General features: G+C 55.7%; 13 protein-coding genes and 1 pseudogene. 6 read left to right on the forward strand and 8 right to left on the reverse strand.

Annotated features, from left to right (window positions below):
• Positions 1 to 363: 363 nt before the first annotated feature.
• Complete coding sequence (locus tag K3754_RS15240) at positions 364 to 555, reverse strand: helix-turn-helix domain-containing protein (protein WP_259938349.1); 192 nt, start codon at positions 553 to 555, stop codon at positions 364 to 366.
• 179 nt (positions 556 to 734) lie between these two features.
• Here K3754_RS15240 and K3754_RS15245 point away from each other — a divergent pair, with 179 nt between their 5' ends.
• The 3 genes and pseudogenes from K3754_RS15245 to K3754_RS15255 all read left to right on the forward strand — a co-directional run.
• Positions 735 to 1106: a DUF4177 domain-containing protein gene (locus tag K3754_RS15245; protein ID WP_259938350.1), complete on the forward strand. Its 372-nt coding sequence runs from the start codon at positions 735 to 737 to the stop codon at positions 1104 to 1106.
• Between the two features lie 99 nt (positions 1107 to 1205).
• On the forward strand, positions 1206 to 1532 hold the full coding sequence (locus K3754_RS15250; protein WP_259938351.1) for a hypothetical protein: 327 nt from the start codon (positions 1206 to 1208) through the stop codon (positions 1530 to 1532).
• Between the two features lie 1816 nt (positions 1533 to 3348).
• Positions 3349 to 3555: pseudogene (locus K3754_RS15255) on the forward strand (integrase core domain-containing protein); the annotation flags it as partial.
• 146 nt (positions 3556 to 3701) lie between these two features.
• On the opposite strand, the gene K3754_RS15260 reads toward K3754_RS15255, so the two are convergent.
• From K3754_RS15260 to K3754_RS15270, 3 genes are all read right to left on the reverse strand, one after another.
• Positions 3702 to 10886: a DUF4214 domain-containing protein gene (locus K3754_RS15260; RefSeq protein WP_259938353.1), complete on the reverse strand. Its 7185-nt coding sequence runs from the start codon at positions 10884 to 10886 to the stop codon at positions 3702 to 3704.
• A 1226-nt stretch (positions 10887 to 12112) separates the two neighbouring features.
• The gene (locus tag K3754_RS19895; RefSeq protein WP_409202392.1) at positions 12113 to 12364 is read right to left on the reverse strand and encodes a DUF6455 family protein; all 252 of its coding nucleotides are present in this window, start codon (positions 12362 to 12364) and stop codon (positions 12113 to 12115) included.
• A gap of 99 nt (positions 12365 to 12463) precedes the next feature.
• Positions 12464 to 13186: a hypothetical protein gene (locus tag K3754_RS15270; protein WP_259938356.1), complete on the reverse strand. Its 723-nt coding sequence runs from the start codon at positions 13184 to 13186 to the stop codon at positions 12464 to 12466.
• 107 nt (positions 13187 to 13293) lie between these two features.
• Here K3754_RS15270 and K3754_RS15275 point away from each other — a divergent pair, with 107 nt between their 5' ends.
• Positions 13294 to 15720: an ATP-binding protein gene (locus tag K3754_RS15275; RefSeq protein ID WP_259938359.1), complete on the forward strand. Its 2427-nt coding sequence runs from the start codon at positions 13294 to 13296 to the stop codon at positions 15718 to 15720.
• 260 nt (positions 15721 to 15980) lie between these two features.
• Positions 15981 to 17012 carry a histone deacetylase family protein gene (locus tag K3754_RS15280; RefSeq protein ID WP_259938361.1) on the forward strand — a complete coding sequence of 344 codons (1032 nt, stop codon included), beginning with the start codon at positions 15981 to 15983 and terminating at the stop codon, positions 17010 to 17012.
• Positions 17013 to 17213: 201 nt separating this feature from the next.
• Here K3754_RS15280 and K3754_RS15285 read toward each other — a convergent pair whose 3' ends face one another.
• From K3754_RS15285 to K3754_RS15300, 4 genes are read right to left on the reverse strand one after another with little or no spacing between them, the layout of a single operon-like run.
• Positions 17214 to 18239, reverse strand: coding sequence for an extracellular solute-binding protein (locus K3754_RS15285; protein ID WP_203210278.1), 1026 nt, complete (start codon positions 18237 to 18239; stop codon positions 17214 to 17216).
• 29 nt (positions 18240 to 18268) lie between these two features.
• Positions 18269 to 19075 carry an ABC transporter permease gene (locus tag K3754_RS15290; RefSeq protein ID WP_259938364.1) on the reverse strand — a complete coding sequence of 269 codons (807 nt, stop codon included), beginning with the start codon at positions 19073 to 19075 and terminating at the stop codon, positions 18269 to 18271.
• Positions 19068 to 19970, reverse strand: coding sequence for an ABC transporter permease (locus tag K3754_RS15295; RefSeq protein ID WP_203210276.1), 903 nt, complete (start codon positions 19968 to 19970; stop codon positions 19068 to 19070). The genes K3754_RS15290 and K3754_RS15295 overlap by 8 nt, the downstream gene beginning before the upstream one ends.
• Positions 19967 to 21022, reverse strand: coding sequence for an ABC transporter ATP-binding protein (locus K3754_RS15300; protein WP_311201432.1), 1056 nt, complete (start codon positions 21020 to 21022; stop codon positions 19967 to 19969). The genes K3754_RS15295 and K3754_RS15300 overlap by 4 nt, the downstream gene beginning before the upstream one ends.
• Positions 21023 to 21446: 424 nt before the next feature.
• Between K3754_RS15300 and K3754_RS15305 the strand changes: the two genes are divergently transcribed.
• Positions 21447 to 21878 carry a hypothetical protein gene (locus K3754_RS15305; RefSeq protein ID WP_259938365.1) on the forward strand — a complete coding sequence of 144 codons (432 nt, stop codon included), beginning with the start codon at positions 21447 to 21449 and terminating at the stop codon, positions 21876 to 21878.
• Positions 21879 to 21911 lie beyond the last annotated feature (33 nt).

Raw genomic sequence — 21911 nt, forward strand, 5'->3', positions numbered from 1 at the left:
GCAAAAGGGTTCTATCCAAACTTCAGGCCACACCAAACAAAGAAGCGTTTCCAGACCCAGAGCATTGGTATCAGAAAAATCAGCCCCGCCTTGGCCTCTTTAGGTGTATCGCCGGGAATGAGAGCCACGGACAGCGCGATGCCCCCAATCGCAACTGCTATTGTCAATAATATCAATGCGATAACGCCAGGAACTATCAGTAACGGACTAGGCTTCAACGTATTATGCTCCAAGTTTAATTCTCTGAGCATCTAACATGGCGAAGAGCACGACCGGCAAGGAAATCTTGTGAATGATCTAATGCTAAATTCTTTATGACAAGATGGTCCGCTCTGGGCTCGTAGCTGCCATTGGGTCACAATCTCAATCGCCACCAGCCTCGTCAACCAGCAGGGTCCAGCTCTCAACCCCAAGACCCTGAGCAACCCGATAGAGATTATCGACTGAGATGTTCTGTTCGGAACGCTCAACCGCGCTCAAGTATGTTCGGTTCAACCCGGCTTCCGCAGCGAGCCGTTCTTGCGACCAGCCACGCTCAGCACGAAGCAACCGCATGTTGCGGGCGATGACATCTCTCAGGGGGCTTTTCGGTGTTCTCTTCACCCCCAATGCTATTGCTGACGATCTGTTTTAGCTCTACCTGTTTTAAGAGACATTCGGGGCTACCCGCTTCGAAATTACGCGGGGCGTTCGGCTGACGAGCTGGGCATAATTGAACAAAGAGAGGATTGAACATGGAATATGAATACAAGGTTATCGACGTCGCTGACGGGTCGATCAGTTCGGTACTGCTTGGCAAGGGACGCATCGAGACGGCGGTGCTTCAAGCCTATCTGAATGCCATGGCGGCGGAAGGCTGGCGGTTGGTTTTCATGGAAAAGGTGATGCAGCGCCACTTGGTCGTCAGCGATCGAGAGACCCTGATGATCACCTTTGAGCGTCGGGTGCCGGAGGAAGCACGAGTCGATCGAGCGGCCAAGGTCATTGACGACATCATTGACGCTGAAGCTGCAGCGTCTCGGCAAGGTGGCAAGGCAGCGGCTGGCGTGGCTGCGGTCGGCGTGGGAGCGGCGATCTTGACTGCCCTTGGCGACTCTGACGCGTAAGGGGGCGATATGGACCTTTGAGAACAAATAGAGGCGCGAAAGCGAGAACGTGCCAACGAAGAGAAAAACAAGAAAGAACAGGACGAACTAGAGGCGAAGGTGCAAGACCGTCTCGATCTGGAGCGGGCGAAGAAGTTCCTGAGAGAGAACCCCGAACCAAGCAGTGCGGGAGACGATGAACCGCTGACCGCTGAGCAACAGGCGATCAAGGAAGCGCGTGAACAGGCTGAGAAGGTCATCAGCGATGAAGCGGGCAAACGTGCAGCTACGCCGCTCAACGTCCTAGTCTTGATCTTGGTGTTTGGTTTTGGAGTGATCAAGCTGTTCACCTCCGGTTGGGTTGGGTTGCTCTGGATAGCCGGTGCTATCGGTTATATTGCCCTGATCGTTGCACGTGAGAAGAGCAGGCTACTCGATGAAGCCTAGGCGGAAGACGCCAAGTAAGGCCAACTCCAAGAATGTGTTATAAGGCTTCACCCCAAGTTGTTTGGAGTTGAAACCATGAGTGAGTATGAAGTCGAATTTGGCGAGTTCCTTTCGTACGGTGGTTACAGTGAAGCGCTGGAACACCTGACCAGATCCATTGCAGCGATTTGCCGAAGGGATCGAGGCGTTACGAAATTCTACATTGGCAAGGCAAGTGGGCGTGACCCAACCACGGCGATCGAGGGCAGGTATGACCACGTAAAGGTAAAGCATCAATTCACGGAGGACTGGGCGCTGTTCCAGTCAGAAAACTCCGATTTGGTCATTCGATTGGAGGTAGCACTAATACGGCGGTTCAAGGGAGCCCCCAGCGCAAAATATGAAACTTTGCCTAACCGGGCATTTTATGATGACCCACGTTGCGTGAACATTTCTTTCTCTCGGTCTCAGCCAGCCGCGCAACCATTGCATTTTATATATCTTGCATTGAAGAGAGCTTGATCATCCAGAGATGGAGCCAATCATTTGCCCAATCGATGCCATGCCTCTTTGAACTGAAGTTGATCATATGCCTTTGGCTGCAGCCAATAAGACATCGCTCCGGTTCTGCTCTTAGCTGGATCGCTATGGAAACAAAGTTCCTTCACCTCTTCTAAAGTCATGATGAAGCAGGTCGGGTTATCGCTCTTCGAGTTTATTGTTATGATCCACCACTCCGACCGAAGGTTATCGAGATTTGACCCGAGACCTACTGGTCCCCGCCTAGAAAGCCCTTTGCTTTGGACACCGAAGATCACGGACTCATCGTCATTTGCGCAAAAAAGGTCACTACCTTTGGCGTTGCGAGCCGTTGGAATGACATTCCACCCCTTTCGAGAAAGCTGCCAAGCAGCATAGTGCAAGGCAGCGTTACCAGTAGCTTGGCTTGACTTAACATCCATCCCCATAAACTCCTCTCTTGCCGATCAGGTCAAAGTATCAATTTCTTGGACTTTCCGCAGCCCCCCACGTCATCTCCGCCACCCTCCACCACCGTCTCCGAACCACCGCATAGACCGCCAGAGTGCCTCAAGAGGGCCGGTCGTTGGGTTCCTATGGCAGTGGTCTAGCGGTCGTTAGATGGCCAGAGGTCCGCCAGTTCGCCAGAGGGTCGTTGGCGGGTCTTCGGCGACGATGACGGGTCGGTGACTGAACTCTGGCGGGCTGGGCGCAGTACTCTGGGTTGATCGACGCCAACCCGTGGCACCCGTGCCGCCCCATGCTCACTCCGCTGGCGCTACGTTCCGCCCCAGTTTCGGCCCCAGATCTGTTGACGAGAGAGAAAAACTGATGCTGCTCAAGCCACGTCAAGGTTTCCTACCATCCCAGCCACTTCCAGATAGATCAAAGAGCTAAACAGCTTGGTTGCCTGTGGTGGCTAAAAGGCCCCAGTTTCGGCCCCTGTTGGCGTTCTGCTTCCTGTGCTGGCCCGAGTGATCTCAAGGGATTTGGGGGAAGATCAGGGTGGGCTAGAAGGGAGGAAGGGAATAGGTATAAGTAATGAATAAGAACCCGGAGATAGAGAAGAGATAACAGAACCTTCCTGATCACTCCCTTACTGCTCGTCCTCTCCCCCTCGTAATCAGTAGAGTAAGCCAATGGCCACCGTCGATAACCCTTGGCACTCCCGCCCCATAGACGTTCACCGCTGGTCGGACCATCCCGAGGTCGCGGGCCTGGCGGAGACAGTGTGGGCATTTAGTCTCGGTTAATGTTCAATCGGCGAAGGCATTCGTGCACAAGCCCCCTCTGACAAGGATCCTCCGTATCCTTCATGATCTTTGATACGTTAGATGACACCCGAAGGAAATTGGCGCTCTGGCGATACGATTACAATAACATCAGACCGCACTCATCTCTGGGCAACCAAACACCCGCTGAAGCGCGTCGAGCGCTTCAGCAAGTTGGGAGCTCCGCGCACGACGCTCTTGCCCAAAACGAAACCGACGAAAATGAAATCCAAATCCGCAAACTCTCGTTATGAATGAGGGAGCCTTGGGGGGCAGATCAAAACTTGTCAATGATTTGCAGTAGAGGGCTGAACGATGAATCCCTCCATCTGGTGCAACCCACTCCTGACGTCCCTTGAACCGATGCTGAAACAAGGCCGTTAAGTGATTTAGTAGGCATTCACGCGATACCAAAAGGGTCGTCCACCACCCCGTTCAGTTGAACAAGTAACTGCGGATTGGTCCCGTTTTGAGAGTCGGTTATGATGCCATCGACGAAATCCTTGGCTTCCTGCAGACTGTTTGCACGGTCGGTTGTATCATAGAAGTTCATTGCAGTGGCCGCATCGGTCGAGTCTGATAGACCCTGAATGACAGCGTAGTAGAGGCCGATATCTGTCTGATCCGCCAGTGTGCTCCGGTCACCATCTGCTCCGAGGTTGTTTTCCACGCCTTGCACGAAGAGCCGGTAGAAATTGGCCGTGTTGATAAGGCCGACTTCCAGCAAACCGGTCCAGAACGTCTGACCCGAGGCATCTGGTGCCCGGTCCAGAAGATTCTCGTAAGCGCCAGATACGATATCCGCGTTACTGGGCGTTCCCCCAAAGAGCGCAATCGCTTCGTCGCTGATAAGGAACTCTTCCGTAATGTCACTGAATCGCATGCCATTGGCGAGTTGCGTTGACCAGTAGAACAGGCCAAGTGCGTCAGGGGCCCGGTCATAAAGTGCAAGGTAGAGCATTGTCAGCGATTCCAGCTGGTCTGCCGTAACGTCGAGGACACCGTCGAAGGCCTCCAAGTTGAGAAGGTTTCCACTGTCTGGCGATCCTTCAGGATCTTCGGAGAAACGCAGCCTTTCGATGTCGATCAAAGTGTCGCTGCCGGTACCGTCCGGACGGCGGTCGCTGACGGTGGTGCCATCAGCGGAAAAGACAATTGTATAATTCTCCTGTCCGGCCTGCAAAACGGCCGTATCCATGCCCGGGCCGCCATCGAGCGTGTCATCCTCTGCAAGCCCCACCAGAGTGTCGTCTCCCCCAAGCCCTTCCAGCAGGTTCAGCAATGGGTCGCCGATTAGCAGGTCATTGCCGGGCGTGCCTGTCTGCTTTGTGTCCGGTACGGCGATTGAGAGTACGGCCGTATCGTCAGGGAAGGTGCCCACATCGGGATCATCGACGCGGACCGCGACATCAAGCTGCGGATTTACGGCGTGCTCCAGCACTGTACCTGCCTTCAGGAACAGGTCATCGCCGTCGATCTCGAACAAAGCGGCGTCATCTCCGCTCAGCGTCAAGCTGTTGCTGCCAAGCGCATCATCGGTCACCATGATCGTAGCCACGCGCAACCGGGTTGACGTGTCAGTTTGTTCCAGCAACGTGTCGATGGTTCCAGTCAGTGTTACGCTCGGCGCCTCGTTCACATCTGTGACGCTGACACTCATTGCCGCGTTGTCATCAGGATCGGCAGCCAGTGCCGGGTCATCCACGGTGACCTGGACGTCGAGGCTGGGATTGGTTTCAAAATCCAGCGCGGCCCCGGCGGAGAGAAACAACTCCGTGCCGTCGATCTCGAACAGCGAAGCATCGGCGCCCGCAAGCCCCAGCGTGGCAGCGCCAAGCGCATCGTCCGTTACGTCGATGTCGGCGACCTTGATTCGTGCGCTGGTCTCCGTGTTTTCCGCCAGCCCAGCCAGAACATTCAGCAACGCCACTGTCGGCGGCTCATTCACGTCCACGATGGCCAGCGCCACAGCTTCCGAGCCTTCGAGACCTGCGAATTGAGCATCATCCAGCGTCACCGTGACGTCAAACTGGGGATCGCTCACAAAATCAAGCGCCACCCCGGCCGACAGGAACAGCTCCGTGCCGTCAATCTCGAAAAGGCCTGCATCCGCCCCGGCCAGCGCCAGCGTGTTCGCGCCCAGCGCGTCGTCTGTCACCACGATATCGGCCACCTTCGTGCGGGTGGTGGTGTCGGTATCTTCCGGCAAGCCCGCCAACACACTGGCCAGCGCAAGGCTCGGCGCCTCGTTCACATCTGTAACGCTGACACTCATTGCCGCGCTGTCATCAGGATCGGCAGCCAGTGCCGGGTCATCCACGGTGACCTGGACGTCGAGGCTGGGATTGGTTTCAAAATCCAGCGCGGCCCCGGCGGAGAGAAACAACTCCGTGCCGTCGATCTCGAACAGCGATGCATCGTCGCCCGCAAGCCCCAGCGTGGCAGCGCCAAGCGCATCGTCCGTTACGTCGATGTCGGCGACCTTGATGCGTGCGCTGGTCTCAGTGTCTTCCGCCAGCCCAGCCAGAACATTCAGCAACGCCACTGTCGGCGGCTCATTCACGTCCACGATGGCCAGCGCCACAGCTTCCGAGCCTTCGAGACCTGCGAATTGAGCATCATCCAGCGTCACCGTGACGTCTAACTGGGGATCGCTCTCAAAATCAAGCGCCACCCCGGCCGACAGGAACAGTTCCGTGCCGTCAATCTCGAAAAGACCTGCATCCGCACCGGCCAGCGCCAGCGTGTTTGTGCCCAGCGCGTCGTCTGTCACCACGATATCGGCCACCTTCGTGCGGGTGGTGGTGTCGGTATCTTCCGGCAAGCCCGCCAACACACTGGCCAGCGCAAGGCTCGGCGCCTCGTTCACATCTGTAACGCTGACACTCATTGCCGCGCTGTCATCAGGATCGGCAGCCAGTGCCGGGTCATCCACGGTGACCTGGACGTCGAGGCTGGGATTGGTTTCAAAATCCAGCGCGGCCCCGGCGGAGAGAAACAACTCCGTGCCGTCGATCTCGAACAGCGATGCATCGTCGCCCGCAAGCCCCAGCGTGGCAGCGCCAAGCGCATCGTCCGTTACGTCGATGTCGGCGACCTTGATTCGTGCGCTGGTCTCCGTGTTTTCCGCCAGCCCAGCCAGAACATTCAGCAACGCCACTGTCGGCGGCTCATTCACGTCCACGATGGCCAGCTCCACAGCTTCCGAGCCTTCGAGACCTGCGAATTGAGCATCATCCAGCGTCACCGTGACGTCTAACTGGGGATCGCTCTCAAAATCAAGCGCCACCCCGGCCGACAGGAACAGTTCCGTGCCGTCAATCTCGAAAAGGCCTGCATCCGCACCGGCCAGCGCCAGCGTGTTTGTGCCCAGCGCGTCGTCTGTCACCACGATATCGGCCACCTTCGTGCGGGTGGTGGTGTTCACATCCTCCGCAAGGCTGGGCAGGACATTCAAAAGCGAAAGCGAGGGCGCTTCGTTGACGTCGAGCAGTGGCAGCGCGGCGATGATCGTTGCTTCCGGCCCTGATCCGATGCTTGGATCATCCACGGCTATCGTCACTTCAAAGGGGTGCTGCATTTCGAAATCGAGTGGCTGGCCAGCTCTAACATAAAGCTCGGTTCCATCGAGTTGGAACAAAAACCGGTTCGGCCCTTCTAGCGACAGGATCTCATCCCCCAGTGCATCATCCGTGATAACAACATCTGCGACCTTCACCCGGCCGAGCAGAAAGCCGGTTTCTTCAAGGCCCAGATTGAGGTTGATCAGCGATAGACTGGGCGCCTCGTTGACATCTGTAATGCTCAGGACAAGGTCGACAGAGTCGTCCGGCGTGCCCCCCACCGCGGGGTCATCAACGGCCACGCTCACGGCGAGGCTGAGTTGCGTTTCAAAATCCAGCGCCGCACCAGCGGCAAGGAACAGCTCTGTCCCGACAATCGTAAATAGCCCGGCATCCGCCCCTGAAAGAGACAGTACGTTGGTGCCTAGCGCATCATCCCGAATCTCCAGATCGGCAATCTTGATATCGACAGTGGTGTCGCTGTCTTCGGGCAGGCTGCCAATGACATTTCTGGCCAACACTGACGGCGGTTCGTTCACGTCTGTCACATTCAGCGTGAATGCCGCCCGGTCCTCACGACCGGTGCCCAGCGTGGGGTCATCGACATCGACAAAGACATCGAGCTCCGCCTCACCCTCGAAATCCAACGCAGCCCCGGCTCTGAGGAACAGCTCCGTCCCATCCAGCTCAAACGCCCCGCTGTCCGCGCCACGCAAGGTCAGCAGATTATCGCCTCGCGCATCATCGGTGATCACCACATCCGCCAACTTGATCCGCGCGGAGGTGTCCGTGTCTTCGGGCAGTTCATCGAGAAGCGTGGTGATGGAAACCGTCGGGGGCTCATTCGGCGGCAATATCTCTACCGAGAAGCTCACAGGAACGGAGGTTGCTGCAAAGTCGCTGTCACTGTCCGTGATCGTCAGGTCAAAGGTGTGAATGCCCACCTGATCAGAGGAGAAGGTCAGCCCCTGCAGCAGCAGCGACAAGACGTCATACTCATTGGTGATCGGATCATCAGCAAAGTCGATTCTCAGGGCGGCGCCGTTCTGCCCGTCTTCGGTCGCGGATACATCTCCTATCAAAGAGAGACTACCATTCGAAGGAGACACCCAGATATTCTCACCGGCGGAAATCTCAGTGTCCTGAGTGCCGATGATCAGGGGAATGCTCGCCCCGACATCCCCCATCTGAAGGGGTAAGTCCCCACCGATCACACCGAAATCGCCCGCCAGACCGCTCGTCGGGGTGATGAGCACATGGCCGAGTGGCGCATCAGGCGCATCCGCGTCTGTGATCAGCGCATCGCGGCCTGCGTCGATCAGGACGATCTCGCTCACTTCCGCCGTCACACTGTCGCCGTCGAGGTTGTCGATCACCGGCGGGAGGGACCGGACAGCGATGGTGAAATCACCGTTGTCCGTCTCATCGCCACCATTTGCCGTGCCATCCCCGTCATTGAGCGTGACCAGAAAATCCCGGTCGCCCTGACCGCTCGGCGCGGCATAGGTCAGGTTTTGCAACAGCAGCGCCACGTTGGCTGCGGTCGCATCGGCGGTCGTGAAATCAATGGTCAGGTTATTGCCACCCTGACCGTCATCGGTCACATCAACCGTGCCGATGGTCACGCCGTTGATCTGAACGGTCTCGCCCGCAGAAATTGTGCCGTCGCCCCCAGAGGTCGCGACCGTGCCATCCACGCCCCATGCTCCGTTTGCCGTCCCGGATGATTGCGCCAGCGTCAGCAAACCACCGCTGAAATCACCAGAATCGGGGTCAGCTACCGTGGCATCATCCAGATGATCCAGGTTCATCAATCCGCCCTGGCTGATGGTGGATGTCTCGGTATAGGCATTGCCCACCACAGGCGGATCGTTGACAGGTACAACCGTGACTGTGGAGGTGAGGGAGAGCGCCGCAGAGTTGTTGCTGGTGCCGCTGTCGGTGATGTTGGTGATCGTGACAACCCGGTTGGCACCGGTCGAGGGGGCATCGTTGTCGTTGCGATAGGTCAGACCATCAACAAGGGTGTTCATCTGCGCCTCGGTCAGCGTGGCACCGGTGAAAGACACTGTGGCGGTCGAGCCAGAAACCGACACGCTGACCAGCAGGCTATTGTTTGCTGTGGTGACCATCGTGCCATCGGTCAGCGCAACATCGCTGCCGTCGATCGTCAGAACCTCATCGGCACCGTCCGCCAGGTTCGTGACTGTCAGGGTCAGCCCGGTGAAGTCTTGCCCGTTATCAACCGTGTCGGCACTCACTGTCGAAAACAGATCTGTCGACTGGCCCTCATTCGCGCTGGGGTTCTGGCCGGTTGCGGCCAGCGTAGGGGCATCGTTCACATCTGTGACCGTGATCGAGGCCGTGGCGGTGTTGCTGGAGAACGCCGTTGACCCGCCATTTGTCGTCGTATCGACCTTGTATGTTGTCGCGCTGATGGAGGCCGTACCACTGCTCCGGTCCCAGCCACGGAACGTCAGCGTTGCTGTCTCGCCGTTGTCGCCATCGGGGACATAGCGCACGAGCGTACTGCTGGACAGCAACAGCGATGAGGTATCCGATACCACCCCAAATGGGCTATAATTAAAGACATCCGTCGAGAATTCCCACGTGCCATTGCCGGTGGTGCCCGTGACGGCCATGCCTTGCTGACCGCTGCCATCCGGGTCGGAAAAACCACGGTTGGATAGAAGAGTGGAGACCGCGGTGCCGCTGGATGTGGTGTCTTCGTCTGTTCCCGGCAGCGTTGCTGTGCCCGAATTGACTGTCGGCGCGTCGTTCACCGCCACAACCGTCACGGTGGAGGCAAGGTTGAGCGCCGCTGCATTGTCGTTCAACCCAGTGTTTGATCCGCTGTCGGTCAGGCTGGTAATGGTGACAACCCGGCTGGCCCCTGTCGTCGGAGCGTTGCTGTTGTTGGTGTAGGTCATCCCATCAACAAGGGTCTGCATCGCCGCCTCGCTCAGCGTACCGCCTGACAATGTGACCGTCGCGGTCGAGCCTGTAACCGAAACACTGTAGCTCATCGAATTTGTGGCTGTTGTGCCGGATGTTCCGTTGGTCAACACAACAGCGGTGCCGTCGATGTTCAGCCGTTCGCTGGATCCATCAGAAACATTGGTGACTGTGAGCGTCAGACCCGTCAGGGTTTGCCCTGTTTCAACTGTGTCGGCGGTTACCGTGGAGAAAAGATCAGTGGCGGTCTGTTCATTGGCATTCGGGTTCAAACCCGTTGCGGTCAGCGTGGGTTCGTCGTTGATCGGGGTAACATTGATCGTCACGGTATCGGCTGTGCCATTGATGGTGCCGTCATTGGGCGTCACCGTCAGCGTCGCTGACGATGTATCATTCTGCCCTGTGGTAAATGTGATCTTGGTCGTGATATTGAGATAGGCGTTGATATCTGCGACAGCGCCGGTCAACGTCATGGACGTTGTTCCGCTGCCGGCAACGGTGACGCTGGACGCTGGACCATTGCCATCCGTAGATGCAATTGTCCCCTTGTTCACCGCCAAGGTCAGCGTAACGGTATCGCCTTCTGCATCGGTGAGATTGTAGGCCGACAGGTTAACCGCACTGGTCACGTCTTCGTTGACGGTTGCATCCGGCGGTGTCCCGCCCAGCGCAGGCGCGGTGTTAACCGGCGCGGCAGGGCCGGTGGAAAACGTGGAATAGGCGGCAGAACTGACAGAGGTCTGGGAAGTGACGGAAAAAGCCGTTCCGTTATTGAGCGTAGTGTAGGCGATCTCGTTTGTCGGGATCACAAATCCGCCAGCGCTGCCGGCCCCCCAGACTGCGGTTCCACCATCGCTGAAAACCAGAGTGCGCAGGCCATAAATGCCCGATACCGAAGGCGCGCCCGTATATCCCAGTTCAGCAGTCGTTCCACTTGGGTTGTTATCGATGTCGCCATCGGGGCTAGTTTCAATGCCGTCACGACGTCCACCAAAAACATTGCCACTGCCCGCGAATGATCCTGTTACTCCAGAATCCGTCGCCCATACATAAAAGGGTGCTGGCATTTGAAATCTCCTAAATCTAAATAACGACTTGCTACCCGTCAAACGCTAGCAATATGACTTTTTCTGCTGCTGAAATGCGGCGATTTTGTGCGTTCGATGTACAGCACTACCTTCAATGCCGAAAAACCTGTACTGTGTGAGCACCATGTCGCGGCTAGGGGTTTTGCGCAAGGCCGATCAACTTTGCATTTAATGGGAAACCAACGGCACAGACCGGCTCACATTGGACTTGGGGGGCCATTGCAGCTTTAGCGGCTTCACAAAAGAACGCAAATTATGTTTTTTAACAGAGTGTTGCGTGGTAAATTTGGTATGAAAACCCACTATTCTCACCCGTGACTGGAAAAGTGCCGCAAATTGGCAAAATGGCGTGAGCCAAAAAGCCGATAGCAGAGATCGCGGATCGCTTGGGTAGAGAAGCCTCGACCATCCATCGAAATTTCAAGCGGAACCGATACTCGAATTCCGATCTGCCGGGGCTGAACGGCTATTGCGATAAGCGCCGCCCGATGCAGCGCAAGATGATGATGTATCGGAACTCAAAGACGCCATTAAAGATCGGCTGAAGGCCGCTTGTTCCCCAGGACAGATCGCAGGCAAGACGCCTGCCTGGAGCGCCACCCGATTCGGGTCAACCACCAGGCGATCTACCAGCCGCACAGAGCCGTTCTATCGCCACCTGCCCGAGTACCGCCGTCACCGCAGGGCACGCAGCTATCGGCGACTGACATCTCTGATCTTCGCACGCATGCAGATTTCGCGTATCTCTGTGTCGTCATCAACCTGTCCTAGTGGCGTGTTGTTGGCTGGGCTTTGTGTCGTGTCAGAGGGCAGAACGCGCCATGCAAGCATCGCTGATCGCGATCTGGCGGCGAAAATCTGGACCTGTCCAGTTGATGCACTCGGACCAAAACGCAGAATTCACCAGCCGAGAATGGGCCGCGTCCCAGCGCGAACACAAATTCGAACACTTTTTACGCCGTAAGAGAAATTGTCAGGAAAACGCCGTCGCCAAAATCTTCTTTCAATTCTTGAATCAAGAAAAGGTCAGGCGGCGAAAGAAACACGGGAGCAAGCCAGGCACGATGTATTGAAATACATCGAGCTATTCTACAACACGAAGCGCAAGCACACGAACACCGGCATGCTGTCGCCGGTTGACTGCGAAAATTGGCAAAAGCTGGTGTCTAGGAAATTAGCTGCACTTCTGCCTTTTATTCTTGAGGTTACTTGTCCTTCAAGGTTCCAAGGATTTGTTTGTTCAGGCAATAATCTGGCGGCGCGTCCAACCGATCGTTTTTCGACAGCAACTCAAGACAATCCGTCTGTTGGTCACACTTTGAACACCGCAACGTAATTGAGCGGAAAACCTTGCCCGCTGCCACAGGGTCTTGCGCGATCCTGCCGCTGATATCCACGCCAACTTTGTCCGCCATCTGCTGGGACAAGTCAGCGCTCTTGCCTACTTTTGAAAACATGCTCAATTCTCCACCCTCCGATTTTGCCGCACCTGGACACAGTATTAGTTGGCGGGGCGGACGCTGTCTTTGACATGTATCAAGAGAGCGAAATGGGGGTCAGTGCCTGACTTTTGGGGTCAGAACAGGGGCGGTCTTGCCAAAATTAAACACATGTTTCCTGTCTGTCTGGCAGACTTTCCGGTTCCTACCGGCAATGAAGCTTATGGTTTTGTCACGGTTCACGCAGACAGGGCAGATGTAATGAATGGGCTGTTCATCAGCCATGTTGTTCTTGATCCGGAACACAAAGTCGCCCTCGGATGTTTCAACCAATTCATATCGGGATCTCTCTTTTTCGAACTCCTCATTGCGCGAAATCTCTTCGTTCAGGCTTGTTAGCTTGGCGCTGAGCCGTGCATGAACGACTGCTGTGGCCAAGAGATCGGCATCCAGTTTCTTCAGTGTTTCAGTGACCTCGGGATCCCGTTTCGGTTTTGCGCGGTTCAGAAGTTCACGCAGTGCTGAAACCGCGTGAATGGTTCTGTCGCAGAACGCAGCGGCAGCAGAGGCAAGCCCAAGCATTTCTTGAAGTTTATTTGGGTTCATTTTCGCTGCTCTTCTCTTGCTCATGCCAGGTTGCATCTGTGAAATCTGACACTGACAGCAAGACGGCTGCATCTCAAGCGACGTCAGACAAGGTGTCGCCGTTGGGATGGCATGAGACAATGCTCGGCAAAGAAATTTAGGTTGGAAACGCGAGCCAGCGCTTGAGTTGCCTGAACGATCCCCCGAGGTTTCGGTTTTCGCAACAATCATCCCAGAATGCTCCGATTGCGCCATAATTTAAGCGCTTTCTCAGGGCAATGATAGAGTTCGGGCCAATCGTGCCAGAACGGGATGCCCTGCGCAGTCCGGCTTTCTAACGTTATGCCGAAAGGGGGTATTCAGTGTCCTCAAAAAACAAAATCGAGTGGTTTCAGGCAGTTATTCTGGTTGTCTTCCTCGGCCTGTCATACGTTTCCTTCCTTCTTGTGCATTCCATTGCCCAAAGCCGTTCGCATGAGAGTTTTCAGATTCTGGTTGATCAAAGTCTGGTGTCGCTCGACCGGCGTTTCGAGGAATACAGCCGCGTTCTGGACGGGGTGTCCGGTTTGGTGCTGGGGTCGGATCTTGTCACAGCCAAGGATATGTCGAATTACGCCAATGCCCTGAAGGTTCAGGATAACATGATCGGTTTGGATGCAATCGGTCTGGCCATGCCCAAGGACATGGGCAAAGGTTCGACGGGCGCGACTGCTGCTTTGAAACAGAATATCTCTGTGGTGCAATATGTCGAACCCTCGCTCGATCATGGCAATCTGGTTGGGTTGGCGTTTTCCAAGCACCCCGAACTACTTGCAGCCTCGCAAGAGGCACGCAGGACAAGACAAACCCTCGCGGTAAGGGATCTTCCCGGCCTTTCCGCGCCGGACGGTCAGCCTTTGGCATTATTGATCAAACCGATCTTCAGACCTTTCAGCGATGGGCAAAATGCCCAGTCGCCCGGTGAGGAATTGGTCGGATTTGCATTTGCCGTGATGAATATCGAAAATGCATTCAAGTGCCTGACGGCCGCACAGTCGGAGCTTATCGAATTGAAGGTGGTGCCAGACCCCGATGGCCTCGCCGCAGGTCAGGGCGATCTGGCCGTCACCGCTCCCATCACATCAGATTTCACGGCCAGCCAAACGATCAATATACTTGGTCAGACCTTTGCGCTGTCTTGGAGCAGCACCGAAAAATTCGATGCTTCTCAGCCATTTCGGGCCCGGTGGATTGTCCTGATGCTGGGGCTTTTGATCACTGCATTGGTCAGTATGATGCTGCGCTTTCTGATCAGAAAGAACCAGACGATTGCACTGACCGTTGCCCAAAAGACCCGCGATCTGGAAACCCAGGACAAAGAGAAACGTTCGATCCTCGAAAACGCAATGCTTGCCATTGTTTCCGTGACACCGGCAGGGCGGATCTTGCATTCAAACGATGCGGCACAGAAACTTCTGGTGCCTGCGGCCACCCAGATCGACCTGACGCGGTTTTCCCTTGGGGAGGTTCTGCCCGATTATGATCTTTGCCGCAGTCAAGGCAGGACAAAATTGCATCTGCCTCCGGCCGGGGGCGACGCGGAGCCCTGGATCGTCGAGATTGAAAAGAATACATGGTTCACAGCAGACGGTGAGACACGGTTCACACTGATGATGCGAGATATCACCCAAAGTGAGCGCCACACACAGGAAATTGCCAAAACTGAACAACGCTGGAACCTCGCCCTGACCAGCGCCGAAATCGGCGTCTTTGACCTGGACCTGCGCAATCAGACCTCTGTGGTTTCAGAAACCTGGAAAACGCTCTTGCACCGACCTGAAATGGAAGGCGGTGCCGACCCCTATTCATTTCAGATTGCACTGATGCATGACGATGACGTTGCCCTACTGGAAGAAGCCAAGGCCGCCTGCGTTGACGGCGGCGCGGATCGTGCATCGGTGCGGTTCCGCGTGCAAGTGGCCCAGAATGACTGGCGCTGGATGCAGTCCGATGCCGTGGTGGTGGAGCGTTCTTCTGATGGTACGGCGATCCGGATGCTGGGCATCCAGATGGACATCACCGAAAGCTATAAGTTGGAGCAGCTCAAACGCGATTTCGTCGCAACGGTCAGCCATGAATTGCGCACGCCCCTGACATCCATCAAAGGGGCACTCGGGTTGTTGCAGGTTCAACTGAAAGACGTGGACACCAACGGCGCGGACCGTTTGATCGAAATCGCCTCGTCCAACTCAGAACGGCTGGTCAGTCTGGTGAATGATATTCTGGACATGGAAAAGATCAGTGCAGGCAGTATGGCGCACGACGCAAAGCCTGAGCGCTTGAGTGACATCATGGCCCTCGCCAGCAAACATACCGAAACCTACGCATCGCAATGGGACGTGCAATTGTCCGTAGAAGCCCCCGAAGGCGAGCAAGACATCTGGACTGACAAGAAACGGACCATTCAGGTGTTGAGCAACCTTCTGTCCAATGCATGCAAATTTGCCCATTCCGGCACGACTGTCCGCCTCTGTGCGGAGTTTCTGCCCGATTGCGCAAAAATTTCTGTGATAAATCAGGGGATCGGCATTCAGGAGGAATTTCGCGAAAAGGTTTTCCAACCGTTCTCACAGGCTGACAGTTCCGACACTCGCCAAAGGGGCGGAACCGGGCTTGGCCTGAACATCTCGCGCCAACTGATTGAATCGATGGGCGGGCAAATCGGCTTTGAAAGCGAGCCGGACAAAGAGACCGTGTTCTGGTTTACTTGTCCTTTGGCCAAAGGGGACGAGATCGCGCAGGTCGCGTGAGGGTATCGGTGCCATCTAGACCGCCCTGCCGACTGAGCCCCTGAATTTCGGACGTAATCTGGCGCGCTCAGGAATATGCAAAAGACCGATAAGCCGCACGCGCGACATCCAACGTCCATGACCCGAATTGAATAGGTAGGGGCACCAAACCGCCACACGCCCAGCTCAAGCCCGTCCAAACCTTAGGCTGGACAACCGATCGTTATCTGCACAGTCTTTTTGTATCTCGATGCTCGTTTCCTCAAAGGATCTTATGCAGAATGCGAATTTACCACAGTGAAGATCACCGACTACATTTTCCACAGGCTGAATTGTCGGGTGGGCAGTTCGTCACGCCTTTTGAGCGGCCGTCACGGGTGGAATACGTTCTGAATCGCCTCAAGGCGCAGGGGCTAAGCGATATTCTGGCACCTGATCCCGTCGATATGGAACCGGTGAGGGCTCTGCTTGATCCCGGATATCTGACATTCCTTGAAACAGCGTGGGACGAGTGGAAACAGGCGGGGATGGCGGGCGAGATCATTGCTGCCAATGTTCCCGCCCGTGGCATGCATATGGACCGCATCCCGACAAATATCGATGGGAAGGTCGGCTATTACTGTCATGCGTCCGAAACGGCAATGACGCAGGGGACGTGGCAAGCGGCACTTGGATCACTTGCCTGCGCGCAGGCCGCACAGCGCCATGTTGCGGCAGGAGCGCAGAGTGCTTTTGCCCTGTGCCGTCCACCCGGACACCATGCGACTGCAGATCAATATGGCGGCTATTGTTTTATCAACAATGCGGCCGTTGCGGCCCAGATGTTCCGCGCATCGGGCGCAGAACGGGTTGCGATCCTCGATATAGATTTTCACCACGGAAACGGCACGCAATCGTTGTTTTATGACCGTGCGGATGTGATGTTCGCCTCCCTGCACGGCGCGCCGGCAGAAACCTACCCTTATTATCTGGGATATGAGGATGAAACCGGTCGTGGCGCAGGTGAAGGGAGCAACCTGAACTACCCAATGTCGGAGGGCACTGGATATGACATCTGGTCGGCCGCTTTGGACGATGCGATTGGCAAGATCAGGAACTGGGGCGCCGAAGCGCTGGTGCTGTCGCTGGGTGTGGATGCCTACAAAGAGGATCCGATCAGTTTCTTCAAATTGGAAAGCGATGATTTTACCGATGCCGGTCGGCGGATCGGGCACATGAAACTTCCCACCGTGATCTGCATGGAAGGCGGATATGCGATCGAAGCGGTCGGCATAAATACCGTGAATGTCCTTGAAGGTTTCATGGGTGCGTAAGCTGGCTTTTGCCGCCTTGAAAATTGCGACAGATCCCGATGACGCTCAGAATATGGATCAAGCCGGCGCGGGATCGGCATGCGTGGGGAATGTTTCGCGTCCGCCGAACCGATCTTTACGGTGTGCCGGGCATCTTTGACTCAGCGCGGCGCTGATCCCGCAGCAAAAATGCGGGGCGTTACACCGCCCCGCATTGAGAGTTTATTTCAGCAATTCAGTCCAGATTGCCGTATAGAGATCAGTCGCTGATTGCGGGCATGTCGGAAGGAACTTACCACCTGCCGCAAATTCCGCTGGCGTGACGATCTCGGGCGCGGTTTTCATGTCTTCAGGCATGAACTCTTCTGAGCCTGCGACGCCATTCGCGTAGCGTGCAAATGCTGAAATCATTGCGGCGTTTTCCGGCTCAAGAATGAAGTTGATGAACTGGTATGCCTCATCGACGTTTTGCGCATCGGCCAGCAAGGCGACAGAATCCATAAACAACGGATAGCCTTCCTTGGGGTATCCATAAACCACGTCAGGGTTATTGATCCGTGCGCGCATGGTCGAACCGTTCCAGTTAACCGACGCGGCATAGTCACCCGAGGATAGTTTGTCTGTGGTGCCGTAATCCATCGATAGCCATTTCGGCTTGGCTGCCATCAGACGGTCGCGCACTTTCTTGAGAACTGTCAGGTCTTCGGTGCAGGCCTCACCGCCCACATTGAAGATCGCCATGTTCAAAACATCCGTCATCTCAGGAACCACGTTGATCTTGCCAACCAGTTCGGGCGGCGGGTCCATGAACAGTTCAGAGGTGTTTACATCGCCGCTATAAACGGAAGTATTGACCGCAATCCCGACCGAGCCCCATTGCCACGGTACGGAATGGGTGCGGCCCGGATCCCATGGAACATCTTTCCACTCAGCAGCAATATTGCCGATGTTCGGAATTTTAGAATGGTCCAATTCCGCGATCAGGCCCTTGCGGACATAGACAGGAATATAGTTGGCTGAAGGCACCACCAGATCATAGCCCGAGCCGCCTGCTTCGACCTTTGTCAAAGCGGTTGTATTGCTGTCGTAATCGGTGACAGTGACAGTAATCCCTGTCTCTTCGGTAAATTTCTCCAGCATCTCGGGGCTGGTGTAGTTGCCCCAGTTAAAGAGGTTCAGTTCCCCTTCGGCATAAGCGCCCATGGTGCTGCCCAGTAAGGCTGCTGTTGCGATAATGTAGGTCTTCATCTTAATCTCCCTTATTGGTTTTTTGCAGGTTATTCCCGCTTCTTGGTTACGAAAACGAATGCCGTCAGGATCAGCACCGTAAGCGCCAAAAGCGCTGTTGAAATGGCGTTGACCTCGGGTGTCAGGGCGCGGCGCAACTGGCCGAGCATATATGTCGGCAGTGTATCCTGCCCTGCAGATTTCACAAATTCCGTTATAATCACATTGTCGAGCGAGATAATGAAGGCCAGCATCACACCAGCGATCACACCGGGCAACAGCAGCGGCAACGTAACATAGTAAAACGTCTGCCATGGGGTGGCGTAAAGGTCGGCGGCCGCGGTTTCCATACTGGTGTCCATCCCCTCCAGTCGGGCCTTGATCGGCAGATAGGCGAAGGGGATGCAAAAGGCGGAATGGGCAAGGATCAGATAGCCAAGGCCGCTATAACCCGTTGCGATCTTGACGGAGGAAAAGAAGATCAGCAGCGCCACAGCCGTAACAATCTCGGGCACCATCAGGGGTTGGTTGATGATGATATAGATCACCGTCTGCCCCTTGAACTTGCCCCGCCGCGTTGTGCCAAGTGCGGCCATTGTTGCCACGGTGGTTGAGATGACAGAGGCCCAGAGCGCAATGATCAAGGAACGCGCAGTGGCGTCCTGAACGGCCTCATTGTTCCAGGCCACCACATACCATTGCAGTGAAAGACCGCCCCATTGATTGACCGATTGTCCACCGTTGAACGAGTAGATAACAAGCGTCACAATCGGCGCATATAGCAAGACAAACGCGAGGATCGCGATAAAAGTGAACCCCGGCAGCGTTGTCACATCAAAGGCGCGCTTTTTAGTCACGGGGATCATCCTTGGTGGAGACGCGGGTATAGATCACCAAAGAGATCAGAACCACCGCGAGCAGGAGGGTTGAGAGAGCGGCCCCCAAGGGCCAGTTTTGACCTTGTCCGAATTGCAGCTCAATGAAATTCCCAATCATCATATTCTTGCCGCCGCCCAGCACGCGCGGCGTCACATAGGCTCCGAGACTGGGAATGAAGACCAGAATACTGCCCGCGATAATCCCCGGTTTGATGATCGGTATGATCACACCGCGCAGCACCTGCCAGCGCGAGGCATAAAGATCATATCCCGCCTCGATCAGACGGAAGTCAAAACGGTCGATGGCGGCATAAAGTGGCAGCACCATGAGCGGCAGATAGACATAGGCCATCCCGATCAGCACCGCAGTATCGGTATACAGAATCTGTATCGGCTCGGAGATCAGGCCCGTCCACATCAGAAAGGTATTCAGGATCCCCTGATTGCGGATCACTTCCATGATCGCAAAGGTGCGGATCAACAGATTTGTCCAGAACGGAATGGTGATCAGGAACAGCCAGAACGCACGTGCCTTTGCGGGCCGTGTGGCGATGAACCATGCGGTTGGCAGGCCGAAACCGAACGTAATCAGGGTTGTCATGATCGACAGTTTCACCGACCGCCAGAAAATCGTGAGGTTTGCATCTGCAAGGCTGATTGTCTGATCGAATATATCGCGCTGCAGGAACACGCTGAACCAGCCATCACCCGACAGGATCCAGCGCACGCCGGAATAATCGCCCTTCTCCAGCACCGAATAGAGCGCGACGATCAGCAGCGGACCACTCGCGGCGAGGATCAACAGAACAAGCGCAGGTGCCGAGAGCAACCAGCCGTTCACCCCTTTGCTGCGGCCGATGGTTTTCCTGTTCATGAGGTCAGCACCTGCACGGCCTGCGTATCGATGTTGACCGACACATCCTGACCCACCGCAAAGCTGATTGCGGAGTTGGACTGGACCCGCGCGACAAGGTGGCTGTCGTCACTTAGGGTAAGTTTGTAATGCGTGTCGGTGCCCATGTAGGTTTTTTCGACAATGCTGGCGGTCATCCCCCTGCCCGTCGGGGCAAGGCTGACCTGCTCTGGCCGAATGGCCAGAGTGACCTTGCCTTGTGCTGCGCCCAGCGTCACAGCCAGCACATCGCCGGTTCCGATGCGCACACCGCCCTGTTCGACCTGTCCGTCCAGTAAGTTGGTCTCGCCAATGAAATCCGCAACAAAGCGGTCGACGGGACGATCATAAATATCGTGGGGTGTGCCAACCTGCAAAAGCGCGCCTGCAGACATTACGCCGATGCGGTCGGACATCGTGAGTGCCTCTTCCTGATCGTGAGTCACAAAGACAAAGGTAATACCCGTTTCTGTCTGGAGGCGTTTCAGCTCGCTTTGCATTTCCTTGCGCAGCTTGAGATCCAGCGCCGACAAAGGCTCGTCCAGCAGCAGCACCTGAGGTTCAGGTGCGAGGGCCCGCGCCAGCGCGACACGTTGTTGCTGCCCACCTGACAACTGCGTCGGCAGACGGTTTGCAAAATCCTCCAACTTCACCAACGCCAGCACACGCTCTACCGCGCGCTTGACTTCCGATGCGGGCTTCCCCTGCATTTTGAGGCCAAAACCGATATTTTGGGCCACCGTAAGATGCGGAAACAAGGCGTAGGATTGAAAGACCGTGTTCACCGGTCGCTCGTTTGGCGGGGTGTAGGTAATGTCCTCGCCAGACAAGTAAATGGAGCCGGCTGTCGGGGTTTCAAAACCTGCGATGCAGCGCAGCAAAGTGGTTTTTCCGCAACCCGATGGACCCAAAAGCGTGAAAAACTCACCTTTTTCGATCGCAATAGACACGTCTCCTAACGCTGTGATTGCGGTTTGTCCTGCGCCGTAAATCTTGCCTACGTTACGTGCTTCGACGGCTATCTGTGTGTGCAATATTGGTCCCCCATAATTAATCTTGCTATGCATTTTGGTCCCGCGCAAGTGAATCTGTCAGCATGGCGTGCTGTACGGGTTTTCGGCCCAAATTCCAAAGATGCCCGCTTGGGGACGTGGACCTTTGGCCTTATTGGATCGTCGCTGGCACGCCCTCAAGGCACGTCCGCGTCCTGTTTCAAATCAATGGTGGGGCCACAAAATAAAGTGGTGCCATCCCATCAACGGAGGAGCAACACATCTCAATAATCCACTATCAGCGGGTCACGGCACAATGGCACGCTACCGCCAGTTGACTTCGAAGTAGAACAGATCAAACTGAAAAAGGCAGGTGTCGAAGAAACCGGGGGCGCCTCAACCTGCATTGGTGCCATCAATAACTAGACGGGTTCCTTCTGGGGAACTGTGACTTAGGGAGAAGAAAGTGGCAACTGCAAAGGTATATTTCAGATTTTCGGGAGAAGGCAACGGCTGGGGCGGCGCGCAAGGGTATGGAAGCAGCAACATGGCGGACAATAACGGCGCCGAAAACCATGCAGAGCGGCAGGCGTGGCGTGAGGCCCAAAAGAAGCTTCAGTCATGGTACGATAACGCTCATGAAAACTTTGATGGCAGTCCTGAAGTAAAGATATGGGTTGATCAAACCATTTGTCCGCAATGCAAGCTTTGGATGATCGCGGGGGTGCTGCGAAATCTCGCTGCGTTCGAATTCAAGCCGAAGCTTTTCGTCGAGGTTAAATCAGGAGGTCATACGCGGATAAACGAGGTCACGCGAGACGCCATCTGGGAGGCTGGCATGAGCGATCACAACGGAACGTTGGCTGAGCTCAGCGCTGCAACGACAATCCGGGATTGACGATTTGTCGCCTTTGAAGGGGTGTTGGGCGTA

Origin of the sequence: Sulfitobacter sp. M368 (assembly GCF_025141875.1) — a bacterium.
GTDB lineage: Bacteria > Pseudomonadota > Alphaproteobacteria > Rhodobacterales > Rhodobacteraceae > Sulfitobacter > Sulfitobacter mediterraneus_A.

Coding starts and splice junctions, on each gene's coding strand:
- K3754_RS15240 (WP_259938349.1), bottom strand. CDS start 555: ATGCGGTTGCTTCGTGCTGAGCGTGGCTGGTCGCAAGAACGGCTCGCT.
- K3754_RS15245 (WP_259938350.1), top strand. CDS start 735: ATGGAATATGAATACAAGGTTATCGACGTCGCTGACGGGTCGATCAGT.
- K3754_RS15260 (WP_259938353.1), bottom strand. CDS start 10,886: ATGCCAGCACCCTTTTATGTATGGGCGACGGATTCTGGAGTAACAGGA.
- K3754_RS19895 (WP_409202392.1), bottom strand. CDS start 12,364: ATGTTTTCAAAAGTAGGCAAGAGCGCTGACTTGTCCCAGCAGATGGCG.
- K3754_RS15270 (WP_259938356.1), bottom strand. CDS start 13,186: ATGGCGCAATCGGAGCATTCTGGGATGATTGTTGCGAAAACCGAAACC.
- K3754_RS15280 (WP_259938361.1), top strand. CDS start 15,981: ATGCGAATTTACCACAGTGAAGATCACCGACTACATTTTCCACAGGCT.
- K3754_RS15285 (WP_203210278.1), bottom strand. CDS start 18,239: ATGAAGACCTACATTATCGCAACAGCAGCCTTACTGGGCAGCACCATG.
- K3754_RS15295 (WP_203210276.1), bottom strand. CDS start 19,970: ATGAACAGGAAAACCATCGGCCGCAGCAAAGGGGTGAACGGCTGGTTG.